The organism is Desulfovibrio piger (assembly GCF_012843875.1).
Taxonomy (GTDB): Bacteria; Desulfobacterota; Desulfovibrionia; order Desulfovibrionales; family Desulfovibrionaceae; genus Desulfovibrio.
The window spans coordinates 1-16,564 of sequence record NZ_JABAFY010000032.1 but is presented as its reverse complement, the minus strand read 5'-3'; the positions used below and the strand labels follow the sequence as shown (position 1 = coordinate 16,564).

Genomic DNA, 16,564 nt, shown 5'->3' with positions numbered 1-16,564 from the left:
GTTATCCTTTGAATGCCTGCAGGATGTCATACAGGCGTTTGTTCTGTTGGGGGTTGCGGATCTGCTGGCCGTCGAAGTCCACGTTGGCGGTGATGCCGTGCATCAGGGCGCGCAGCCAGTCGGTATACCACTGCCGGTCGTAGGGCGCTTCCACTTCACCGATGAGCGGTTCGCCCACGGGATCGCTGACGGCCGGGAAAAGGACCACGGGCTTGTCCCGGAAGATGATGGTGCGTTCCTGCTCGCTGTGATGGCGCGGGTCGAAGCCCAGCCAGTCCACGAAGGCGTTGATGGCGTCGGCGGCCAGACTGGCCTGTTTCCAGAGCAGGCGCTCCCGTTCGAGGTTGCTGTAGGCGGAGCAGGCACGCAGATCTTCTTCCATCTGCTGGCGCACCCGGCAGCGCTGGGCCGAAAGCAGCAGCTCGTGGCAGAACTGGTCCAACTCGCGCGCGGGCATGGCAAAGAATGTGCGCGTCTCCGCGTCGGCCGCGAACTGGCGGACCTGCTCCACCCAGGCATCGAACACGGCTTCGGCCAGTTCGGCCGCGCTGTCCTTGCCTGTGACGGGTGCTGTGCCGGGCATCTCGGTGGCCACAGGGGCTTCATCACCGAAAAGGTCGTCCAAAATGTCCTGTTGCGAGACGCGCACACCGATGGAGGCAGGCGCGGCTCCGCCGTTTTCCGCTTCAGGCATGGCGGAGGTGACCTGCGCACACAGGGCGTACAGATCGTGATCGCTGACCTGCAGGCGGTGGAGCATCTCGCCAAAAGTCTGGCTTTGGGCCACGCGGGCCAGCAAAACGGCCAGATTGCGGGCCAGGGTCTCTTTCTGGCGGCGCAGCTCCTCGCGGTCGTCGCTCTGGTAGTAGACGCCCAGCGCCGTCAGGACGCGTTCGGCCTGTTCGTCCAGCCCCACACCGATCTGATGCCGCTTGAGCTCGGGATTGCAGAGGGGGCGCAGACGCTGGCGCAGCAGGCTGATGCCGCCGTCATTGAGCGTCATGGCCGCTTGCCAGACGGCTTCGGGGTCGTCCACATGGCGACGCACCAGCGGCGAATCCACAAAAGCCCGGTGCACTTCTTCCACATAGGCAATCTGGTCGGGACGGACACCGCTCTCGTTGCCTTGGGCATCGAAGGTGAAGATGGCCTCGCAACGGAAATTGGGGTTGCGCAGCAGGAAGATGTTGCGGAAGGGATGCGCGCCGTCCCAGTTGGTGGGCCAGTCATGCTGCTTGCCGAAAAAGTCCAGCAGGGAGGACTGCAGGCGCGTGTTCCAGCGCTGTTCCACGGAAGGCGAGCCGGCTTTTTTCTCGAACTCCATGTCCATTTTGGTGAGCACGAAGAACAGGGAGGGCGCCTTGCCGGCACGGTGGGCCGGGTTCTCGCCGTGGGTGGAGCAGATCCAGTCGTACACGGCGCGGGGCAGATCCTGCACCTCCTGGTTGCCGGGGCCGATGCAGAGCAGCATGCTGGTCAGTTCGTGCTCTTCGCAATAGCGCTCGAAAAGATAGGCCACCTTGCCGCGCAGGAAAAGGTTCTGCAGCGCGCCTTCGCGTTCCAGCTCCTTGTCCAGGTCCAGGATCTTGAGGCGGGAGCGATAGCCCGGAAAGTCCAGCAGGTCCGTGTAGGAGAAGAAGTCGTCCGGCTGTTCCCGCATGAAGATGGTGATCTCCGCCGTCAGGGCCGTGACCACGGCACGGGGCAGGGCGGCCTTGCGTCCGTCCTTGCCCAGCAGGGTCAGGCGGTCTTCCGCACTGTTGGTCCCCAGCCCGGTCAGCAGGGCCACGTCGATGATGCTGGTCTGCCGCGGCAGCAGGGCCTCCAGCGGGCAGTCGGCCTCGGCCGGGTTGCCCAGGGCCTCCAGAGCCTGGCAAAGTTCGAGGAAAAGCTGCTGGAATTTTGGCTGGTTGTTCCAGATGATGCCGAAAAGTTCCGCCCGATAGCTCAGGGGCAGCAGGGGGGCCAGGCTGACGGCCTGCGCCCAGTAACCCTGTTGCAGCATCTGGACGCGCGGCTTGGAGAGAAAGTTGCGGTTGAGGTATTCGCGCAGGTCTTCCACGTCATCGGCAGTGACACTGCTGGCGCCGGGCGAAGACTGGCGGGCCGTCTGGGTCAGTCGCTCGAGGGCGGAGCGCATGGCGTCGGCATCGGGCATCTGCTTGTGTTCGCAGTCGGCATAATAGGTATTGGCCAGCACGCGGACCACGTCCATCTCGGAGAGCAGGCGCAGCCGGATAGGGAAGTCCGGCGTCAGCCCTTGGGGCGGCGTGGTGGTGAAGCGGGTCACCAGCCCGGTGGATTCCTTGCCGCCTTCGGGATTGATCTCGGTGATGAAATCCGACGTCCGGCCGCAGAAGTCCGCCAGCAGATCGCCGCGGCTGTCGCGGGCCAGAGCCGAGATGAGGTAGGATTTGCCGGACTGGCTGGGGCCGAAGACGCCCACACACATCTTGCGGCGGGCGGCCTGTTCGCACTTGCCGAAAAAGCGGGCGGCCCGGCGCATCTCTTTTTGCAGCGTGGTGCATTCGCTGCCCACGGTCTCGCGATTGTCGGCCAGCCAGGTGGCGGCATGGCGCGACTGTTCCGCCAGACGGGCACAGCGCGCTGCCAGCTGAATGTCTTGTTCCTGCATGATGATGCTCCTGTCTGTCCGTCGCTAGTTGGCGGCGTTCACGACGCCGGTATCCAGCCAGTAGCCTTCGTCCGTGGGCAGGGTCTGCAGACGGATCTCCAGATCCCGGGGCGAGACGAAGTTGCCGGCATTGTCCGTGATGGCGGTGATGCTGAATTCCCCTTCGCTGCGTTCTTCCCGCTCGCCGTTGCTGACGGGCATGTCCTCATCGTCCAGCATCTCGGCCACGTTGAGGGTGACGTCCACCTTGTAGGGCAGACGGCCCGAGGCGCGGGCGCGGGCGTCTTCACTGGCGAAGGTCAGTAGGTGATAGCGGGTGGCGGGCCAGCGTTCGGCCCCCAGCTGGCGGTAGCCGATGCCGAGCTGGCCGTTGAAGGCCACGGTGCGGTTCAGCTCCACACCGCTTTTGGCGTCCACATCCACCTTGAACCAGACCTTGGGGGCGCGCAACTGGGTATTGATGTCCAGCTCACCGATATAGCGGGCGGTGGAGGTCAGACGCAGCGCGTTGGAATCGAAGGAGAAACCTTCGATATGCCCTTCGGCCAGAGCGCAGAGGATGGCGCCCACGACCACTGTGGTCTTGGGGTCCTGGATGCGGCCCAGCGTATCGGGGAAAGGATACCAGCTGCCCACATGATAGCGGCGCATGGGGATGATGCGGTCCGGCGGCACGGGCAGCTTGGCCATGACCGTGGAGGCGACCACCTTCCAGGCGCTGGGGCGGCCCGTCAGCAGCAGCATGTCGGTATCGTACAGGTGCACCAGCTCGCAAAGGGCCGAGAGCGTGGGGGCCAGGGTCCGCTGGATGGTGGCCTGGAGTTTTTGCGGGCTGACCGTGATGGGCACATCCATGATGGAAAAGTCATCCAGACCGGGCACCGTGTCGCGCACCAGGGCCGTCACGGCATCCAGGGTGGACTGCTGCGGGCGCAGGGCCAGGATGGCGGGGCGGAACGTGCCGCTCTCCGCCGGGGCCTCTTCTTCCCCGGTCCGGCCGTTTGCCGGGGCGTCGCCCACGGCAGGCTCGAAAAAGTCCCCCAGGGTGCAGGTCTGGTCCAGATGGACGTCGCTGTCCTGCTCGCACACGCGCAGCAAACCCAGGGCCACAGGCAGGGCCACCTGCCGTACCAGGCGGATGCGGGTGTTCCGCTGCTCCTGCGACATGCCGATGGTATCGCGGCCGAAAAGCTGGGCCAGCAGCAGGCGCGGCTCCTGGACGCCCCGGGCCTGCAGGGCATCGGAAACGGCCGGGATGACGTGCTGGAGCACCACTTCGCGGGCCACTTCGTCACCGGCGATGTTGAAGCCGTCGCGGAACTCGGTATGCGGCACGATGCGGGCCGTGTCGCCCTCGCCGCTGGCCAGTTCGTAGGTGGTGATGGACAGGTCCGTGGTGCCGCCGCCGATGTCGATGGACGCGATGCGCACGCAGGGATGATCGTTGTAGCGGGCGCGCTTTTTGCCCATCAGGCGGAACAGGTGGTGGGCGTCCCCGTGCTGTTTGACGGTAAGCTCGTTGTAGAGCAGCACCAGCTGGGAGCAGCTGGCCTCGTCCCAGTCACAGCGCACCAGCGGGCTGGTGCGGTAATCCCCGGACCGGATCCTGTTCTGCTGCTGCGGCGGCACATACCACTCCGACCAGCCGAGGCCTTCCCAGATGACCTTGACGGCCCAGAGCACCCAGCGCCGGAAGATGCGTTTTTCCGCCACGGGCATGGCCGTGGGCACGGTGAAGATGAGGCGGCGCAGACGCCGGGGCAGGTTGGGCAGCCGTCCCCGGGCACGGGTGGCGGGCGAATTGATGGTGATGAGCGTCTGGGTGAGGATCTCGCCCAGCATGAACATCATCAGCGAAGAGCGCGTGAACAGGGACTCGAACACCGGTTCGGGCTGCTGCTTCTTCAGGGAAGGGCTGCGGCGGAACAGGGGATCGTCAAAGCAGGAGAGCGGCGTGCCCTGCGGATTGAGCTGGCGGGCGAACAAGCCGCGGTTGACCATGGGCTCGGTGTTGCCGCTGGTGTTGTAGCGCCAGGTCTGCTGCCACGGACGCTCGTCCCACAGGTAGCGCTTGGGGCTGGACATGCCGGTGGTGCCTTCCGCGCAGACGGCCTGCGTGGCCAGACGTGCCGCCTCGGGACCGATGCGTACGGCCGAGGGCCAGGCAAAGGCCGGGGTCTGGCGGCCGGAGCGGCGGCTCAGGGTATCGTTGCCGAAGGTGGCGTCCACGAATTCCACCCGGGTCTCGAACGGATCGGCGTATTCCAGATCGGGCTGGCTCAAATCGCGCAGGCGCAGCACATAGCTCTGGTTAAGGTCGGTGCTGCACTGGGGCGGCGTCTCCACCAGGATGCCCGTGGTGCGGGAATTGCCGATGTCCAGGATCAGGTCCACGTCCACCGGCGTGTCCCGGGCAGGATTGATGACCTGCACGGCTACGTCCTTGACGGCCAGACGCACGATGTCCAGCCAGGTGAGATAGCTGGCCAGATGCTTGAGCACATAGGGATCTTCCTCGCCCCAGGCCGCGCCGCGGCGCTTGCCCTGGTTGCGTGCCGTGTACAGTTCCAGCAGCCACTGGTCCACCCAGGCCTCGTTGAGGAACCAGGAATTGTCCCGCACATGGTGGGCCAGCATGAAGTGCCCGTGGGCGCTGACATCCTGGGGAGACAGGGCGTGATAGCGGTCCTCGCCGGTGGGGCGCTCTTCCACGGTGGTGTCGAAGATGATGACCACGCGCAGCATGTTCGGGTCCTTGCTGGAAGGCATGACCCGGGCCCGGGCCCAGTTGGAGGGACCGCATTCGAAGCATTTGCCGCCGTCGGGCCAGCACTGTTCCAGCGTGCGCAGGAAGGGCACGGGCAGCCACTGGCCGTCCCATGTCTTGAGCTCTTTGGCGGCCTGCATGGAATAGGTGTCGCCCGTGTATTCCTTGCCGGTCAGCTGGTCGGTGAAGACGTTGTCGCGGTTCTCCAGACAGTGGAGGAAATGCGTATAGCGGCCGTCGCTGCCTTCTCCCTTGAGCTCTTCATAGAAATAGCGGACGTGCTTGCCCAGGGCTTCCAGCGGCAGGGCAAAGTCCAGGAACTGGGGACATCCGCCGGGGATGATGCTCACGGGCGAAAGGTAGTGGGGAATGGCATCCATGCTTATTTCCTCTTGAAGTCAGCTTTCCAGCGCAGGTTGCGCTTGCTCTGTTCCACGCCCTGGCAGCGGGTGCTCTTGTCGTTGCCGGTGCACTGTACCTGCTGGGGCACATACTGGTTGCCCTTGGGGCAGGGGGCCGACCCGGCCCGCCAGACAAGACGGTTGCCCTCGAACTTGGCCGTGGCCGGACCGCTGCAGACCTGGCCGTTCTCTTCGCGCACGAAGCGCCGTCCCTGGCCCTTCTTGTCGAAGCAGTACTCGGCGATGATGGGCGTATTGGACGGATGCGAGAACAGGCCCGTATCGCTCTGCCAGCAGCCTTCCAGGAAGCTCAGGTCGTTCTTTTTGGCCGCATCGGCGGGGATGTTCAGATCCTCGTTTTTGCGGGGCTTGGGCTTCGGTTCCGGCTTCGGTTCCGGTTTGGGCTCAGGCTTGGGCTTCGGTTCCGGCTTGGGCTCGGGCGCAGGCTCGATGGGTTTGTCAGGCACTAGCTGGGGCGTGACCACTTCAGGATCGGGCTTTGGCGGCTCCGGCTTCGGTTCCGGCTTGGGCTGCGGCGGTTTGCAGAGCAGGGCTTTTTCCCGCAGCTGGCGCAGCAGCTCTTCCAGCTCGTTACGCTGCTTTTCCGCTGCCTGGGTGGCCTGATCGAGACGGGGATCGGCCGCCGGTTTGAGGCAGGATGCGGGCAGGGGAGAGGGCAGGATGCCCAGGGCCGCCAGCAGCAGCCAGAGCAGGAGCAGGGCCAGCAGGAGCGGCAGCAGCCAGCCAAGGCAGCCGCTGCCGGCAGCGGCCACAGGCACGGCAGCCGCAGCCACGGGGGCCGCCGCGGCTGCCACGGGGATGGCGCCGCCCATACGGCTGAGATCCTGCGGCATGGCGCCGACGGCTCCCGGAGCAAAGCCCCAGTTCACCAGGACGGGCTGGCCGTCCACGGACCAGAGATCGTCGTCATGGGGGTGTTGCAGGACCAGGGCGAGCATCTGGCCGGCAAGGGCCTCGCGGCTTTGGGCGTCCTTTCCCCATTGTTCCGACAGGTGCAGGATGTCCCGGGCCAGTTCACCGGCGCGGGCCCGCAGGCGCTCCGCCTCTTCGGCAGGGAGCGCGCTCACCGGGGTGGCGGTCCCGTTCACGCCGGCGTACCAGTCGATGCGCTGTTGGCCGGGATCGTGCTGGGGCCCGGCGATGAGGGCCGCATGGGCCGGGCTCAGGTGCTGGGCGATGATGCTGCAGACCTGGGCGTGGCAGTCTGTGGCGAAGATGCCCTGGCTGGCCAGGGCGCGCATGGCGTTGCGCTGGCTGGTAAGCAGGAAAACGCTCATGGTCTCACCCCTTTCTGGCCATCGGCCTTTTCGTCTTGTGCCTGAGCGGCGGCAGGCGTTGCCGCGGCCTGGGAGAATCCAATGCCGATCTCCCGCAAATAGGCGGTGATGCTGCTGCCCACGATGGCGATGCTGGACTGGCGGTAGGAGGCATCATCGAGTTTGATGAAGGTATTGATGCCCACCACCTGGCCCTGTTCATTGACCAGAGGGCCGCCGCTGTTGCCTTGCGAGACCGTGGCCGTATGCACGACCAGCGGCGGTGTGCGTTCCAGGATGACGCTGACCACGCCTTCCGTATACACCACCTCGGGCACGGCGGAATCGTTGCCCTGCAGCAGGGCCATGAATTTGGGATCGTCGTTGGTCACGGCGCCGGGGAAGCCCCAGGCGCTGACACGCTGGGTACGTTCCACACCGGGGGCGAATTCCAGCGGCGTGATGGCCGCATCGGCAGGCAGCTCCAGCAGGGCGAAGTCCCGGCCGCCATCCGCGCTGCGATGGCGCACGGTGGCCTGCAGGACACCGCCCGTGGCCTTGTTGATGAGGAAGGCCTGGCCGGCATTGCCCACCACATGGGCATTGCTCAGCACATGGCGGCGGGAGATGAAGAAGCCGGATCCCATGGACAGACCCTGCGGCTGCCGGGCCAGCACGAGGACAGTGCCCTGTTCCAGCAGCTGGGCCATGCTGCCGGGACGGGCAGGGGCCTTTTGTGGCGTGACCGGCGTGCTTTGGGGCGTCACATCGGACGGGATCTGCAGGGGCTCGCCGGAGCGGCCGCCGGGCACAACTCCGGGGACGGCGTCAGGAGGGGGCGGCAGCTGCGCCAGTTTTTCTTTGATGACGCAGGGCTCTTCCTTGAGCAGGGCCCGCAGCTGGGCCAGATAGGCGTCCATCTCGGCATTTTTGGCCAGCTGGGCGTTCAGGGCGGCTTCCTGGGCCTGTTTTTCCGCTTCGGCGGCCTGCCATTGCTTCCAGAACAGCCAGCCGAGCAGGGCCAGGACCAGCAGGAACAGCACGATGCCCCAGAACAGGGGACGGCGGTACCAGGGAACAGGGACCGGGGCGCCCCGGGGGGCGTCCGGATTGCCGGAGGGATCTCCACCGCCGGCGGTGTGTGCGGTGTCGGCGGTATCGGGACGGGGGACATCAGCGGTGTTTTTGCCGGGATCGTCAGCCATGGGGGTATGCTCCGAAAAAAGGGCGCACTTCTCGTGGGAAAGAAGCGCGCCCTGCTGTTACAGCATCAGATTGTTGACGGTCTGCTCGTACGTGGCCAGACGCATGTCCACGTCCTGGCGGGTACTTTCCAGCTCGCGGCGGGAATTGTTCCAGGCCTTCTTTTCCTTGCGGGGGGCCTGCTGGCGTTGGGAGACCTGCCCCTTGGCCTGAGCCTGGGCCAGGGTCTTCTGGTATTCGGCATCACGCTCGATGACATGGTCGGAGGTGAGCTTCAGGATGCGGGACGTTTCTTCGAGACCGCTGCGGATCTCCATGTAGCGGTCCTGGAAATCCTGCCGGGTGATGGCCCCGACCTTGTACTGGGCCGCGGCCTTCTTGAACTGTTCGTCATAGCAGCGGGCCGAAAGACGGGCGGCGGCAGTGGCGCGATCCATGCCTGCGCTGTCCTCGCCCAGTTGGGCGGCATAGCTGGCCAGCAGCCTGCGGTCGTTCTCCCGCTGCTGGGACTTGCCGTAGATGTTCCCGCCCACGGCGCCCGCCGCACCACCGGCCACGGCACCGGCCAGGGCGCCTTCCACCTTGCCGGTGGCCAGGCCGCCGATGAGGGCACCCAGCAGGGCGCCGCCCGCGGCGCCTCCCGCCGTACTGTTGGTGACCCTGTCTTCATCGGCCCGCAGCTGGGCCACAGGGGAGTAGCACTGGGGATAATAGTTGACTTGTGTCGTCTGCGCGCCGTATTTGCTGGCGCAGCCGCCGAGCAGGGCGATGCACGCCACTGTCACGACCAGAAGTCTGAGATGACGCTTGACCATGTGGATCTCCTTGGCTGGATGCATGGTGTCTCGCTCTTTCCATAATATGCCTTTGCCGGGGAGCAAGTCAAATAGCGAGCCCTGACGGAAGGTACGGGGCACGGCTGATTTGCCCTTTTTGCATATTTGGTGTATACTCAATGATAGTAGTGAGAATGCCATTTTAGTGGATGCGTTCTGTAACCTCTTTTCGGGAGAAGCCTTATGAAAAAAGTTCTCAGTCTTGTCCTGGCCGCTGGTCTGCTGCTGGCCGCCTCGCTGGCCAATGCCGACACCAAACGCCTGACCCTGGCCACCGGCGGGACCTCCGGGGTGTACTTCCCCCTGGGCGGTGCCATTGCCCAGGTGATCACCAACAAGAGCGGCGGCGCCATCTCCGTGACGGCCCAGGCTACCGGTGCTTCCGGTGAGAACATGCGTCTGGTCCAGGCTGGTGACGTGGACTTCGCCATGGTGCAGAACGACGTCGCCGACTCCGCCTTCAACGGCCTGGCTCCCTTCCGCAGCAAGCTGGACAACGTGCGCGTCATCGGCCGCCTGTATCCTGAATACCTGCATGTGGTGGCCAGCAAGGACAGCGGCGTGAAGGCTCTCGAAGATTTCAAGGGCAAGAAGGTCTCCGTGGGTGCCCGCGGCAGCGGCAACGAAGTGAACTGCCGCCAGATCTTCGGCTTCTACGGCCTGGATTACAAGAACATCGAGCCCATCTTCCTGCCCTACGGTGAAACTGCCGACCAGTTCAAGGACCGTCAGGTGGACGGCTTCGTGTTCACCATCGGTACGCCCAACCCCGCCATCCAGGACATCACCACCGCTCAGGAAGTGGTCTTCGTGCCCCTGGCCGGCCAGAAGGTCGAGGAGATCGTCAAGAAGTTCCCCTACCTGGTGAAGGACTCCATCCCGGCCGGTACCTACCTGGGCCAGAAGGACGCCGTGCCCACCCTGTCCGTGCAGTGCATCCTGGTGGCCAACAAGAACATGCCTGACGACGTGGCCTACACCCTGACCAAGACCCTGTATGACAACCTGCCCGACGTGGCCAAGGCTCATAACAAGGGTGCCGAGATCTCTCTGGAACACGCCGCTGACGGTGTGACCATCCCCTTCCATCCTGGTGCTATCAAGTACTTCAAGGAAAAGGGCCTGGACATCAAGTAGGCTGAGTTCTCAGGCAACAATCAGTTGATTCGGGACTTATGATGATGCGGCGCAATACCATTGCTTTTTTGCTGGTCATGCTGGCCTGTATGACAGGCGTGCTGTGGGTTGCGCCGCATCTTTTTTCCAGTGTGCAGGCGCAGGACGTGCAACGCCTGGTGCTGCGCGACAGCAGCGGCAGGGAACTTTTCAGCCGGCCCGCACCGGACGGCAGCGAGTTTGCCATTCGTTACAGGCATTCCGTCGCTCTGAGTCCGGTGGAGGACTGGTTCAGTGTCAGCGGGGGCTGCATTTATCTGGAAAAAACGGTTTATCAGGATTTCGGGGCCGGACTGCCGCATCAGCCGGGCCCGGGACAGCGGATGTATACGGAAAACGGAAAAGTTGTCATCAGCGGCTATCATATGGCCCTGCCTTCCTTTGATGTGCGCGTGGGACGTGTGGCGAACCACACCCTGCTGCTGCCTGAAGAGGGCGGGGAACAAAAGGAGATTCCGCTGAATTCCCTGCTGGAACCGGGACAAGCCATTACCCTTACAGTCGTTTTACCCTGATAATTTTTGGACATTGACTTGGCGTGAAAGGACACGCCCGCATACTTACACAGGACATGAGAGGATGAGCCACGAAAAAAGAATGCATATGATCGATGAACAAGGGGCAGGGGGATTTGCCCTGGAAGAAGGCCACAAACTGGATTCCAGTGCTGTGGAGAAGATCCAGGAGACCGTGGACGTCTCCGAGATCGTTGCCAAGTACGACAAGGAATCCGTTTACCGCTCCTTCAAGGGGTGGCTCGATATTTTTATCAAGATCCTTTGTATCGCCTTTTCCGCTTTTCATTTATACACGGCCGCCACGACGCCCTTTGCGCCCCAGATCCAGCGCGCGGTGCATCTGGGCTTTGTGCTGACCCTGATCTATCTGCTGTATCCTGCCCGCGCCACGGGCAACATGAACAAGCTGGCCTGGTATGACGCCATCCTGGCCATCGCCGGGGCCGTGGTCTGCGGCTACATCGTCTGGCAGTATGACATCATTGTGCTGGATGCCGGTCCGGCCACCGAGCTGGACTTCATCATGGGCTGTGCGTCCATCCTGCTGGTGCTGGAGGCGACCCGCCGTATCGTGGGCATCCCCATCACCCTGGTGGCCGTGGTCTTCCTGCTGTACGCCAAGTTCGGCAACCTGATCCCCGGCATGCTGGGGCACCCCGGTTTCTCCGTGCAGCGTATCGTCTCGCACATGTATCTGACCACGGAAGGCCTGTTCGGCATGCCTCTGGGCGTGTCGGCCTCCTTCGTCTTCCTGTTCATCCTGTTCGGTGCCTTCCTGCACAGCACCGGTCTGGGCAAGTTCTTCATCGACCTGGCCCTGGCCGCTGCCGGCCGCTACGTGGGCGGCCCCGCCAAGGTGGCCGTGCTGGCCAGTGGTTTCTTCGGTACCATTTCCGGTTCTTCCGTGGCCAATACGGTGTCCACGGGTACCTTCACCATCCCGCTCATGAAGAGCGTGGGCTATCGCGGTGCCTTTGCCGGCGCCGTGGAAGCCGCCTCGTCCACCGGTGGCCAGATCATGCCGCCCATCATGGGGGCTGCGGCCTTCATCATGGCCCAGTTCCTGGGCGTCGGTTACGTGGAGATCGCCAAGGCGGCCCTGGTGCCCGCCCTGCTGTATTACCTGGCCGTGGGCTTCATGGTGCATATGGAAGCCAAGCGCCTGGGCCTCAAGGGCATCCCCAAGGAACGCCTGCCCCGCACCTGGGTGGTGCTGCGTCAGGGCGGTTACCTGCTGATCCCCATCATCGTGCTGATCTACATGCTGATGCAGGGCTACACGCCGCTCAAGGCCGCCTACTACTGCATCGTGACCACCGTGGTCATCTCCCTGGTGGCGGAAAACTGGAAGACCTGGCATGGTGCCCGTTACAGCAATGAAAATGTGATGAGCGCTCTGGCCCAGACCAACTTCCTGTCCCTCAAGGGCGTCCTGCAGGCCATGGAAAACGGTGGTCGTCTGGCCCTGGGTGTGGCTGCCGCCTGCGCCTGCACCGGCTTCGTCATCGGCGTGGTGACCCTGACCGGTCTTGGCCTGAAGCTGGCCAACGCCATCCTGACCATCTCGGCCGACAGCTTTGCCCTGACCCTGCTGCTGACCATGCTGGCCTCCATCGTTCTGGGCATGGGCCTGCCCACCACGGCCAAGTACATCGTGCTGGCCACCATCGCGGCCCCGGCCATCATGCACTTTGGCGTGCCTGCCATGGCGGCGCACCTCTTCATCCTGTACTTCGGCATCCTGGCCGACCTGACGCCCCCTGTGGCACTGGCCGCCTACGCCGCGGCAGGGATCGCGCGATCAGAGCCGAACGCCACAGGCTTCATGGCGGTCAAGCTGGCTTTGGCCGGCTTCCTGATCCCCTACATCTTTTGTTACAACCCCGGCCTGCTGATGATCGGTGCCTCCGGTTGGGAAGTGCTTTTCTACGCTTCCACCGCGGCGCTGGGCATCGCCAGCCTGTCCTTTGCCAGCGTGGGTTACTGGCTGCGTAACCTCTACTGGTGGGAGCGCCTGATCCTGCTGGCGGGCGCCATCACCCTGATCACTCCTGGCGCCATTACCGACGCCATCGGTTGCGGCCTGCTGGTCGTGATCTACATCAGCCAGAAGATGCTGACCTCGGGCCCTGTGAGCAAGACTGCTGGATAAGGGCTGCGATAAAGCAGACAACAAAAAAGGCCGGTTCATCCGGCCTTTTTTGTTGTTGTCGTCTGCCGATATCGTGTTGAGGTAAGGAAAGGACAGCTACGGCTGCCATGCGCTATGCTCAAACAGCCAGCCCTGAAGGAAGCATAAGGCCGGTACGGTGCGTCTGGAATGCCGGAGCGGCTGAGAGGGAGCTCCTTTTCAATGTCTGTCGTCTTGTCTTTTTTCTTTTGGATCCCGTCCCGGCATCAGGCACCAGACGGCGAGGCCCCCCAGGGCGAACAAGGTCAGGTCCCGGTGAGGGAAGGCTGCCAGCGCCAGAAGTATCAGGATGCCCAGCAGGCATAACCGGCAGGCGCCGCGCACCGCCATACGCAGGAGTAGAAGGAGGGCGGCTATGCCCAGCAGGGGCGGCAGCCAGTCCAGCTCCGGAGGCAGAGGAGGAAGATGGAAGATATGGGGAAGGTGCATGGGCCACGATAGGAAAAAAGCAGGTTCTCGACAATGGGGCCATTGTCAGAGGAAAAATCATGCTCATATATAAGGAGGTATGACTGCCGGAAAAAATCGTCGGACCGCCTGCACAGGCTGGCCGGCTGGAAAATAGGGCGTCGAAGGACGCGCAGGAGATGCAATGAGCACACTCACCCCGCGTGAAATCGTGGCAGAACTGGATAAATTTGTGGTGGGACAGGAACAGGCCAAGCGCATGGTCGCTGTTGCTGTCCGTAACCGCTGGCGTCGTCAGCATCTTCCTGAGGAGCTGCGTGATGAGGTCGCTCCCAAGAACATCATCATGATGGGCCCCACCGGTGTGGGCAAAACTGAGATAGCCCGCCGTCTGGCAAAGCTGAGCGGAGCTCCCTTCATCAAGGTCGAGGCCACCAAGTTCACGGAAGTGGGCTATGTGGGCCGCGATGTGGAATCCATGGTGCGCGATCTTATGGAGATCGGCATCAACCTTGTGCGGGAAGAGGAAAATGCCCGGGTCCGGGCCGCTGCCGAAGCTGCCGCCGAGTCCCGTCTGCTGGATCTGCTGCTGCCCAATTCCTTTGGCGGGGACCGCAACGATACCCGCGAAAAACTGCGCCAGCAGTTCCGCCTTGGCTTCATGGATGACCGCGAAGTGGAAGTCGAAGTGACCGAGCAGCCTGCCCAGGGCATGGACATGTTCGCCATCCCCGGCATGGAACAGATGGGCAACCAGGTGCGGGACATGTTCAGCAAGGCCTTCCCGCCGCGCCGCAACCGTCGCAAGATGAAGGTCCGCGAGGCCTATAACGTGCTGATCCAGGAAGAATCCGGCAAACTGGTGGATCAGGAAGCTCTGGTGGACAAGGCTCGCGAGCGCGTGGAGCAGATGGGCATCATCTTCATCGACGAGATCGACAAGATCGCCAGCTCTTCCCAGAACCGCACGTCCGACATCTCGCGCGAAGGCGTGCAGCGTGACCTGCTGCCCATCGTGGAAGGCTCGGCGGTCAACACCAAGTACGGCATGGTGCGCACGGATCATATCCTGTTCATCGCAGCCGGGGCTTTCCATTTCAGCAAGCCTTCCGACATGATCCCCGAACTGCAGGGACGTTTCCCCCTGCGAGTGGAACTCAATGCCCTGGGCAAGGATGAATTCCTGCGCATCCTGACGGAACCCCATAATGCCCTGACGCGGCAGTATGCGGCCCTGCTGGGGACAGAGCAGATACGCCTGCAGTTCTCGGAAGACGGCATCGAAGAGATCGCCGCTTTTGCGGAAGAGATCAATGCCACCAGCGAGAACATCGGTGCCCGCCGCCTGTACACCATCATGGAAAAGATCCTGGCGGACATCTCTTTTGACGCGCCGGACATGCCCGGTGCGCAGATCGTGGTCAATCGGGCCTATGTGCAGGAACACCTGCGCGATGTCCGGGAAGATCAGGATCTGAGCCAGTATATCTTGTAATTATCTGATCCCGTTGCCCCGCAGGGGCAGGACAGGGAAGGGCCCGTCGCTCGCGATGGGCCCTTTTTTATTGATATTTTGCCGGGGTCTTTTTTTACGAGGAGGGTGTCTTGAAAAATAGATATAGATAATCTTATATAGCCTCAAAAAACTGTCTGCAGATTTCACCTTCTGGAAGGGACGTGCCCCATAGGCAGGCCATATGCGGACATTTTGCGAGGTATCGCCATGAAGAGGATCGTGTGGTTGCTGTGGGCATTGCTGCTGGTACTGCCTGCTCAGGGCTGGGCAGCGGGCAATATGCAAAACGAGAGTTTTGCCAAAGCCAAACGGCTGCTGGAGCAGAAAGTTTACTATGATCACCGTCAGACGCTCTATTGCGGGGCTGCTTTCGATGAACACAAGCAGATCCGGCTGCCGCGGGGATTCACGGCAGACAAGCACCGGAAGCGCTCCTCACGGGTAGAGTGGGAGCACGTTGTCCCTGCCGAAAATTTCGGCAGGGCATTCCCGGAGTGGCGGGAAGGTCATGCCCTTTGCGTGGATCGTAAGGGCAAAGCCTTCAAAGGACGGGCGTGCGCGGAAAAGGTCAATGCCGATTACCGTCGCATGCAGGCCGACATGTATAACCTGTACCCTGCCATAGGTTCGGTCAATGCGGTACGCTCCAACAAAAATTTCCAGATGCTGGGGCCTGACGTCCCTTCGGCCTTTGGTTCCTGCCCCATGAAGATCAGCGGCAACAAGGTGGAGCCGCCGGAGCGGGCACGCGGGCAGATCGCACGCTCCAGCCTGTATATGGCTGACAGTTATGGCGAGCATTATCGTCTGAGCCGTCAGCAACAGCAGCTCATGCAGGCCTGGGCGCGACAATATCCCGTGGATGCCTGGGAGTGCCGTCGGGCAAGCCGTATCGAGCGCTTGCAGGGCAATGAGAACAGGTTCGTCAAGGAGTCCTGCTTGTCTGCGGGCCTTTGGCCGGAGCAGGAGACAGCGTTTTTTCTGGAAGACGCTGAAGGCATTTTTTGAAGAAATGCAGGCAACAGGACGCAAAAAACTTGACGAAGGCACCTATCGCCTGTAATCTCTAAAAGCTTTGTGGGCTTCTGGCCTGCGGCTATGCCGGGATGGTGGAATTGGTAAACGCAACGGACTCAAAATCCGTCGGTGGCAACACCTTGCGAGTTCGAGTCTCGCTCCCGGTACCATAAAAAAGATCAAGGGTTTACGGTTCGTCCGTGAACCCTTTTTTTGTGCCAAAATTCCAGGCCTAAGTCCGTGCGCATACATTTGCGGGAATGGATGGGCCGGACACCCTGCGGCGCACGGAGTGCAAGATGAAGGAGACGTTCAACCAGACCTCCTTCCGTCTGGGCGGTTTTGACCTCACGCCCAGCTGTCACCTGCAAGAGCGGCTTCAGGTAGGCCCAAGCTCGTATCAGACGCAAAAAGCCCCCGTTCCGTAGTGGAGCGGGGACTTTTGTATGCCGCATGTAACCTCCAGCTTAGAGAATGTCCGGCATACACCTTGCTATACCAGTTTTCTCCAAAGGATACAGGCTAAAGCAAGGTAAAGTAGTCCCATAAAATTGACGAGGTAACAACAGTAGCGAGTGCGCAAGCTCCGAAAACCCTTCAACCAGGCGAATGTCCGCTC

At 62.6% G+C, this 16,564-nt stretch carries 10 protein-coding genes and 1 tRNA gene; 6 read left to right on the top strand and 5 right to left on the bottom strand.

From position 1 onward, the window contains the following. Nucleotide 1: 1 nt before the first annotated feature. The 5 genes from HF854_RS08730 to HF854_RS08710 are packed head-to-tail and all read right to left on the bottom strand — an operon-like array spanning nt 2 to nt 9,122. Entirely contained in the window at nt 2–2,635 is a 2,634-nt protein-coding gene (locus HF854_RS08730; protein WP_168935939.1) for a virulence factor SrfC family protein, read from the bottom strand. A gap of 24 nt (nt 2,636–2,659) precedes the next feature. After that, a complete protein-coding gene (locus HF854_RS08725) occupies nt 2,660–5,782 on the bottom strand; it encodes a virulence factor SrfB (RefSeq protein WP_168935938.1) in 3,123 nt (1,040 codons plus the stop codon). A gap of 2 nt (nt 5,783–5,784) precedes the next feature. Beyond that, entirely contained in the window at nt 5,785–7,101 is a 1,317-nt protein-coding gene (locus HF854_RS08720; RefSeq protein ID WP_168935937.1) for an SrfA family protein, read from the bottom strand. Beyond that, nucleotides 7,098–8,285: a S1 family peptidase gene (locus HF854_RS08715; RefSeq protein WP_168935936.1), complete on the bottom strand. Its 1,188-nt coding sequence runs from the start codon at nt 8,283–8,285 to the stop codon at nt 7,098–7,100. The genes HF854_RS08720 and HF854_RS08715 overlap by 4 nt, the downstream gene beginning before the upstream one ends. A gap of 57 nt (nt 8,286–8,342) precedes the next feature. Continuing rightward, nucleotides 8,343–9,122, bottom strand: a complete 780-nt coding sequence (locus tag HF854_RS08710) for a YMGG-like glycine zipper-containing protein (RefSeq protein ID WP_168935935.1) — start codon at nt 9,120–9,122, stop codon at nt 8,343–8,345. Nucleotides 9,123–9,302: 180 nt separating this feature from the next. Here HF854_RS08710 and HF854_RS08705 point away from each other — a divergent pair, with 180 nt between their 5' ends. The 6 genes from HF854_RS08705 to HF854_RS08680 all read left to right on the top strand — a co-directional run bounded on the left by HF854_RS08705 (nt 9,303) and on the right by HF854_RS08680 (nt 16,115). Continuing rightward, nucleotides 9,303–10,256: a TAXI family TRAP transporter solute-binding subunit gene (locus HF854_RS08705; protein WP_168935934.1), complete on the top strand. Its 954-nt coding sequence runs from the start codon at nt 9,303–9,305 to the stop codon at nt 10,254–10,256. Between the two features lie 44 nt (nt 10,257–10,300). Beyond that, nucleotides 10,301–10,810 (top strand): DUF1850 domain-containing protein, encoded by a 510-nt coding sequence (locus HF854_RS08700; protein ID WP_240937705.1) that lies wholly within the window; start codon nt 10,301–10,303, stop codon nt 10,808–10,810. Between the two features lie 88 nt (nt 10,811–10,898). Next, a complete protein-coding gene (locus tag HF854_RS08695) occupies nt 10,899–12,965 on the top strand; it encodes a TRAP transporter permease (RefSeq protein ID WP_168935932.1) in 2,067 nt (688 codons plus the stop codon). Between the two features lie 631 nt (nt 12,966–13,596). Continuing rightward, on the top strand, nt 13,597–14,907 hold the full coding sequence (gene hslU, locus HF854_RS08690) for an ATP-dependent protease ATPase subunit HslU (RefSeq protein ID WP_168935931.1): 1,311 nt from the start codon (nt 13,597–13,599) through the stop codon (nt 14,905–14,907). 228 nt (nt 14,908–15,135) lie between these two features. Continuing rightward, nucleotides 15,136–15,936 (top strand): endonuclease, encoded by an 801-nt coding sequence (locus HF854_RS08685; protein WP_168935930.1) that lies wholly within the window; start codon nt 15,136–15,138, stop codon nt 15,934–15,936. A gap of 92 nt (nt 15,937–16,028) precedes the next feature. After that, a tRNA-Leu gene (locus HF854_RS08680) sits at nt 16,029–16,115 on the top strand. Nucleotides 16,116–16,564: the final 449 nt, after the last annotated feature.

What these genes read in the sequence shown, in the direction of transcription:
- HF854_RS08730 (WP_168935939.1), bottom strand. Translation starts at nt 2,635, where the DNA reads ATGCAGGAACAAGACATTCAGCTGGCAGCGCGCTGTGCCCGTCTGGCG.
- HF854_RS08725 (WP_168935938.1), bottom strand. Translation starts at nt 5,782, where the DNA reads ATGGATGCCATTCCCCACTACCTTTCGCCCGTGAGCATCATCCCCGGC.
- HF854_RS08720 (WP_168935937.1), bottom strand. Translation starts at nt 7,101, where the DNA reads ATGAGCGTTTTCCTGCTTACCAGCCAGCGCAACGCCATGCGCGCCCTG.
- HF854_RS08715 (WP_168935936.1), bottom strand. Translation starts at nt 8,285, where the DNA reads ATGGCTGACGATCCCGGCAAAAACACCGCTGATGTCCCCCGTCCCGAT.
- HF854_RS08710 (WP_168935935.1), bottom strand. Translation starts at nt 9,122, where the DNA reads ATGCATCCAGCCAAGGAGATCCACATGGTCAAGCGTCATCTCAGACTT.
- HF854_RS08705 (WP_168935934.1), top strand. Translation starts at nt 9,303, where the DNA reads ATGAAAAAAGTTCTCAGTCTTGTCCTGGCCGCTGGTCTGCTGCTGGCC.
- HF854_RS08700 (WP_240937705.1), top strand. Translation starts at nt 10,301, where the DNA reads ATGCGGCGCAATACCATTGCTTTTTTGCTGGTCATGCTGGCCTGTATG.
- HF854_RS08695 (WP_168935932.1), top strand. Translation starts at nt 10,899, where the DNA reads ATGATCGATGAACAAGGGGCAGGGGGATTTGCCCTGGAAGAAGGCCAC.
- hslU (WP_168935931.1), top strand. Translation starts at nt 13,597, where the DNA reads ATGAGCACACTCACCCCGCGTGAAATCGTGGCAGAACTGGATAAATTT.
- HF854_RS08685 (WP_168935930.1), top strand. Translation starts at nt 15,136, where the DNA reads ATGAAGAGGATCGTGTGGTTGCTGTGGGCATTGCTGCTGGTACTGCCT.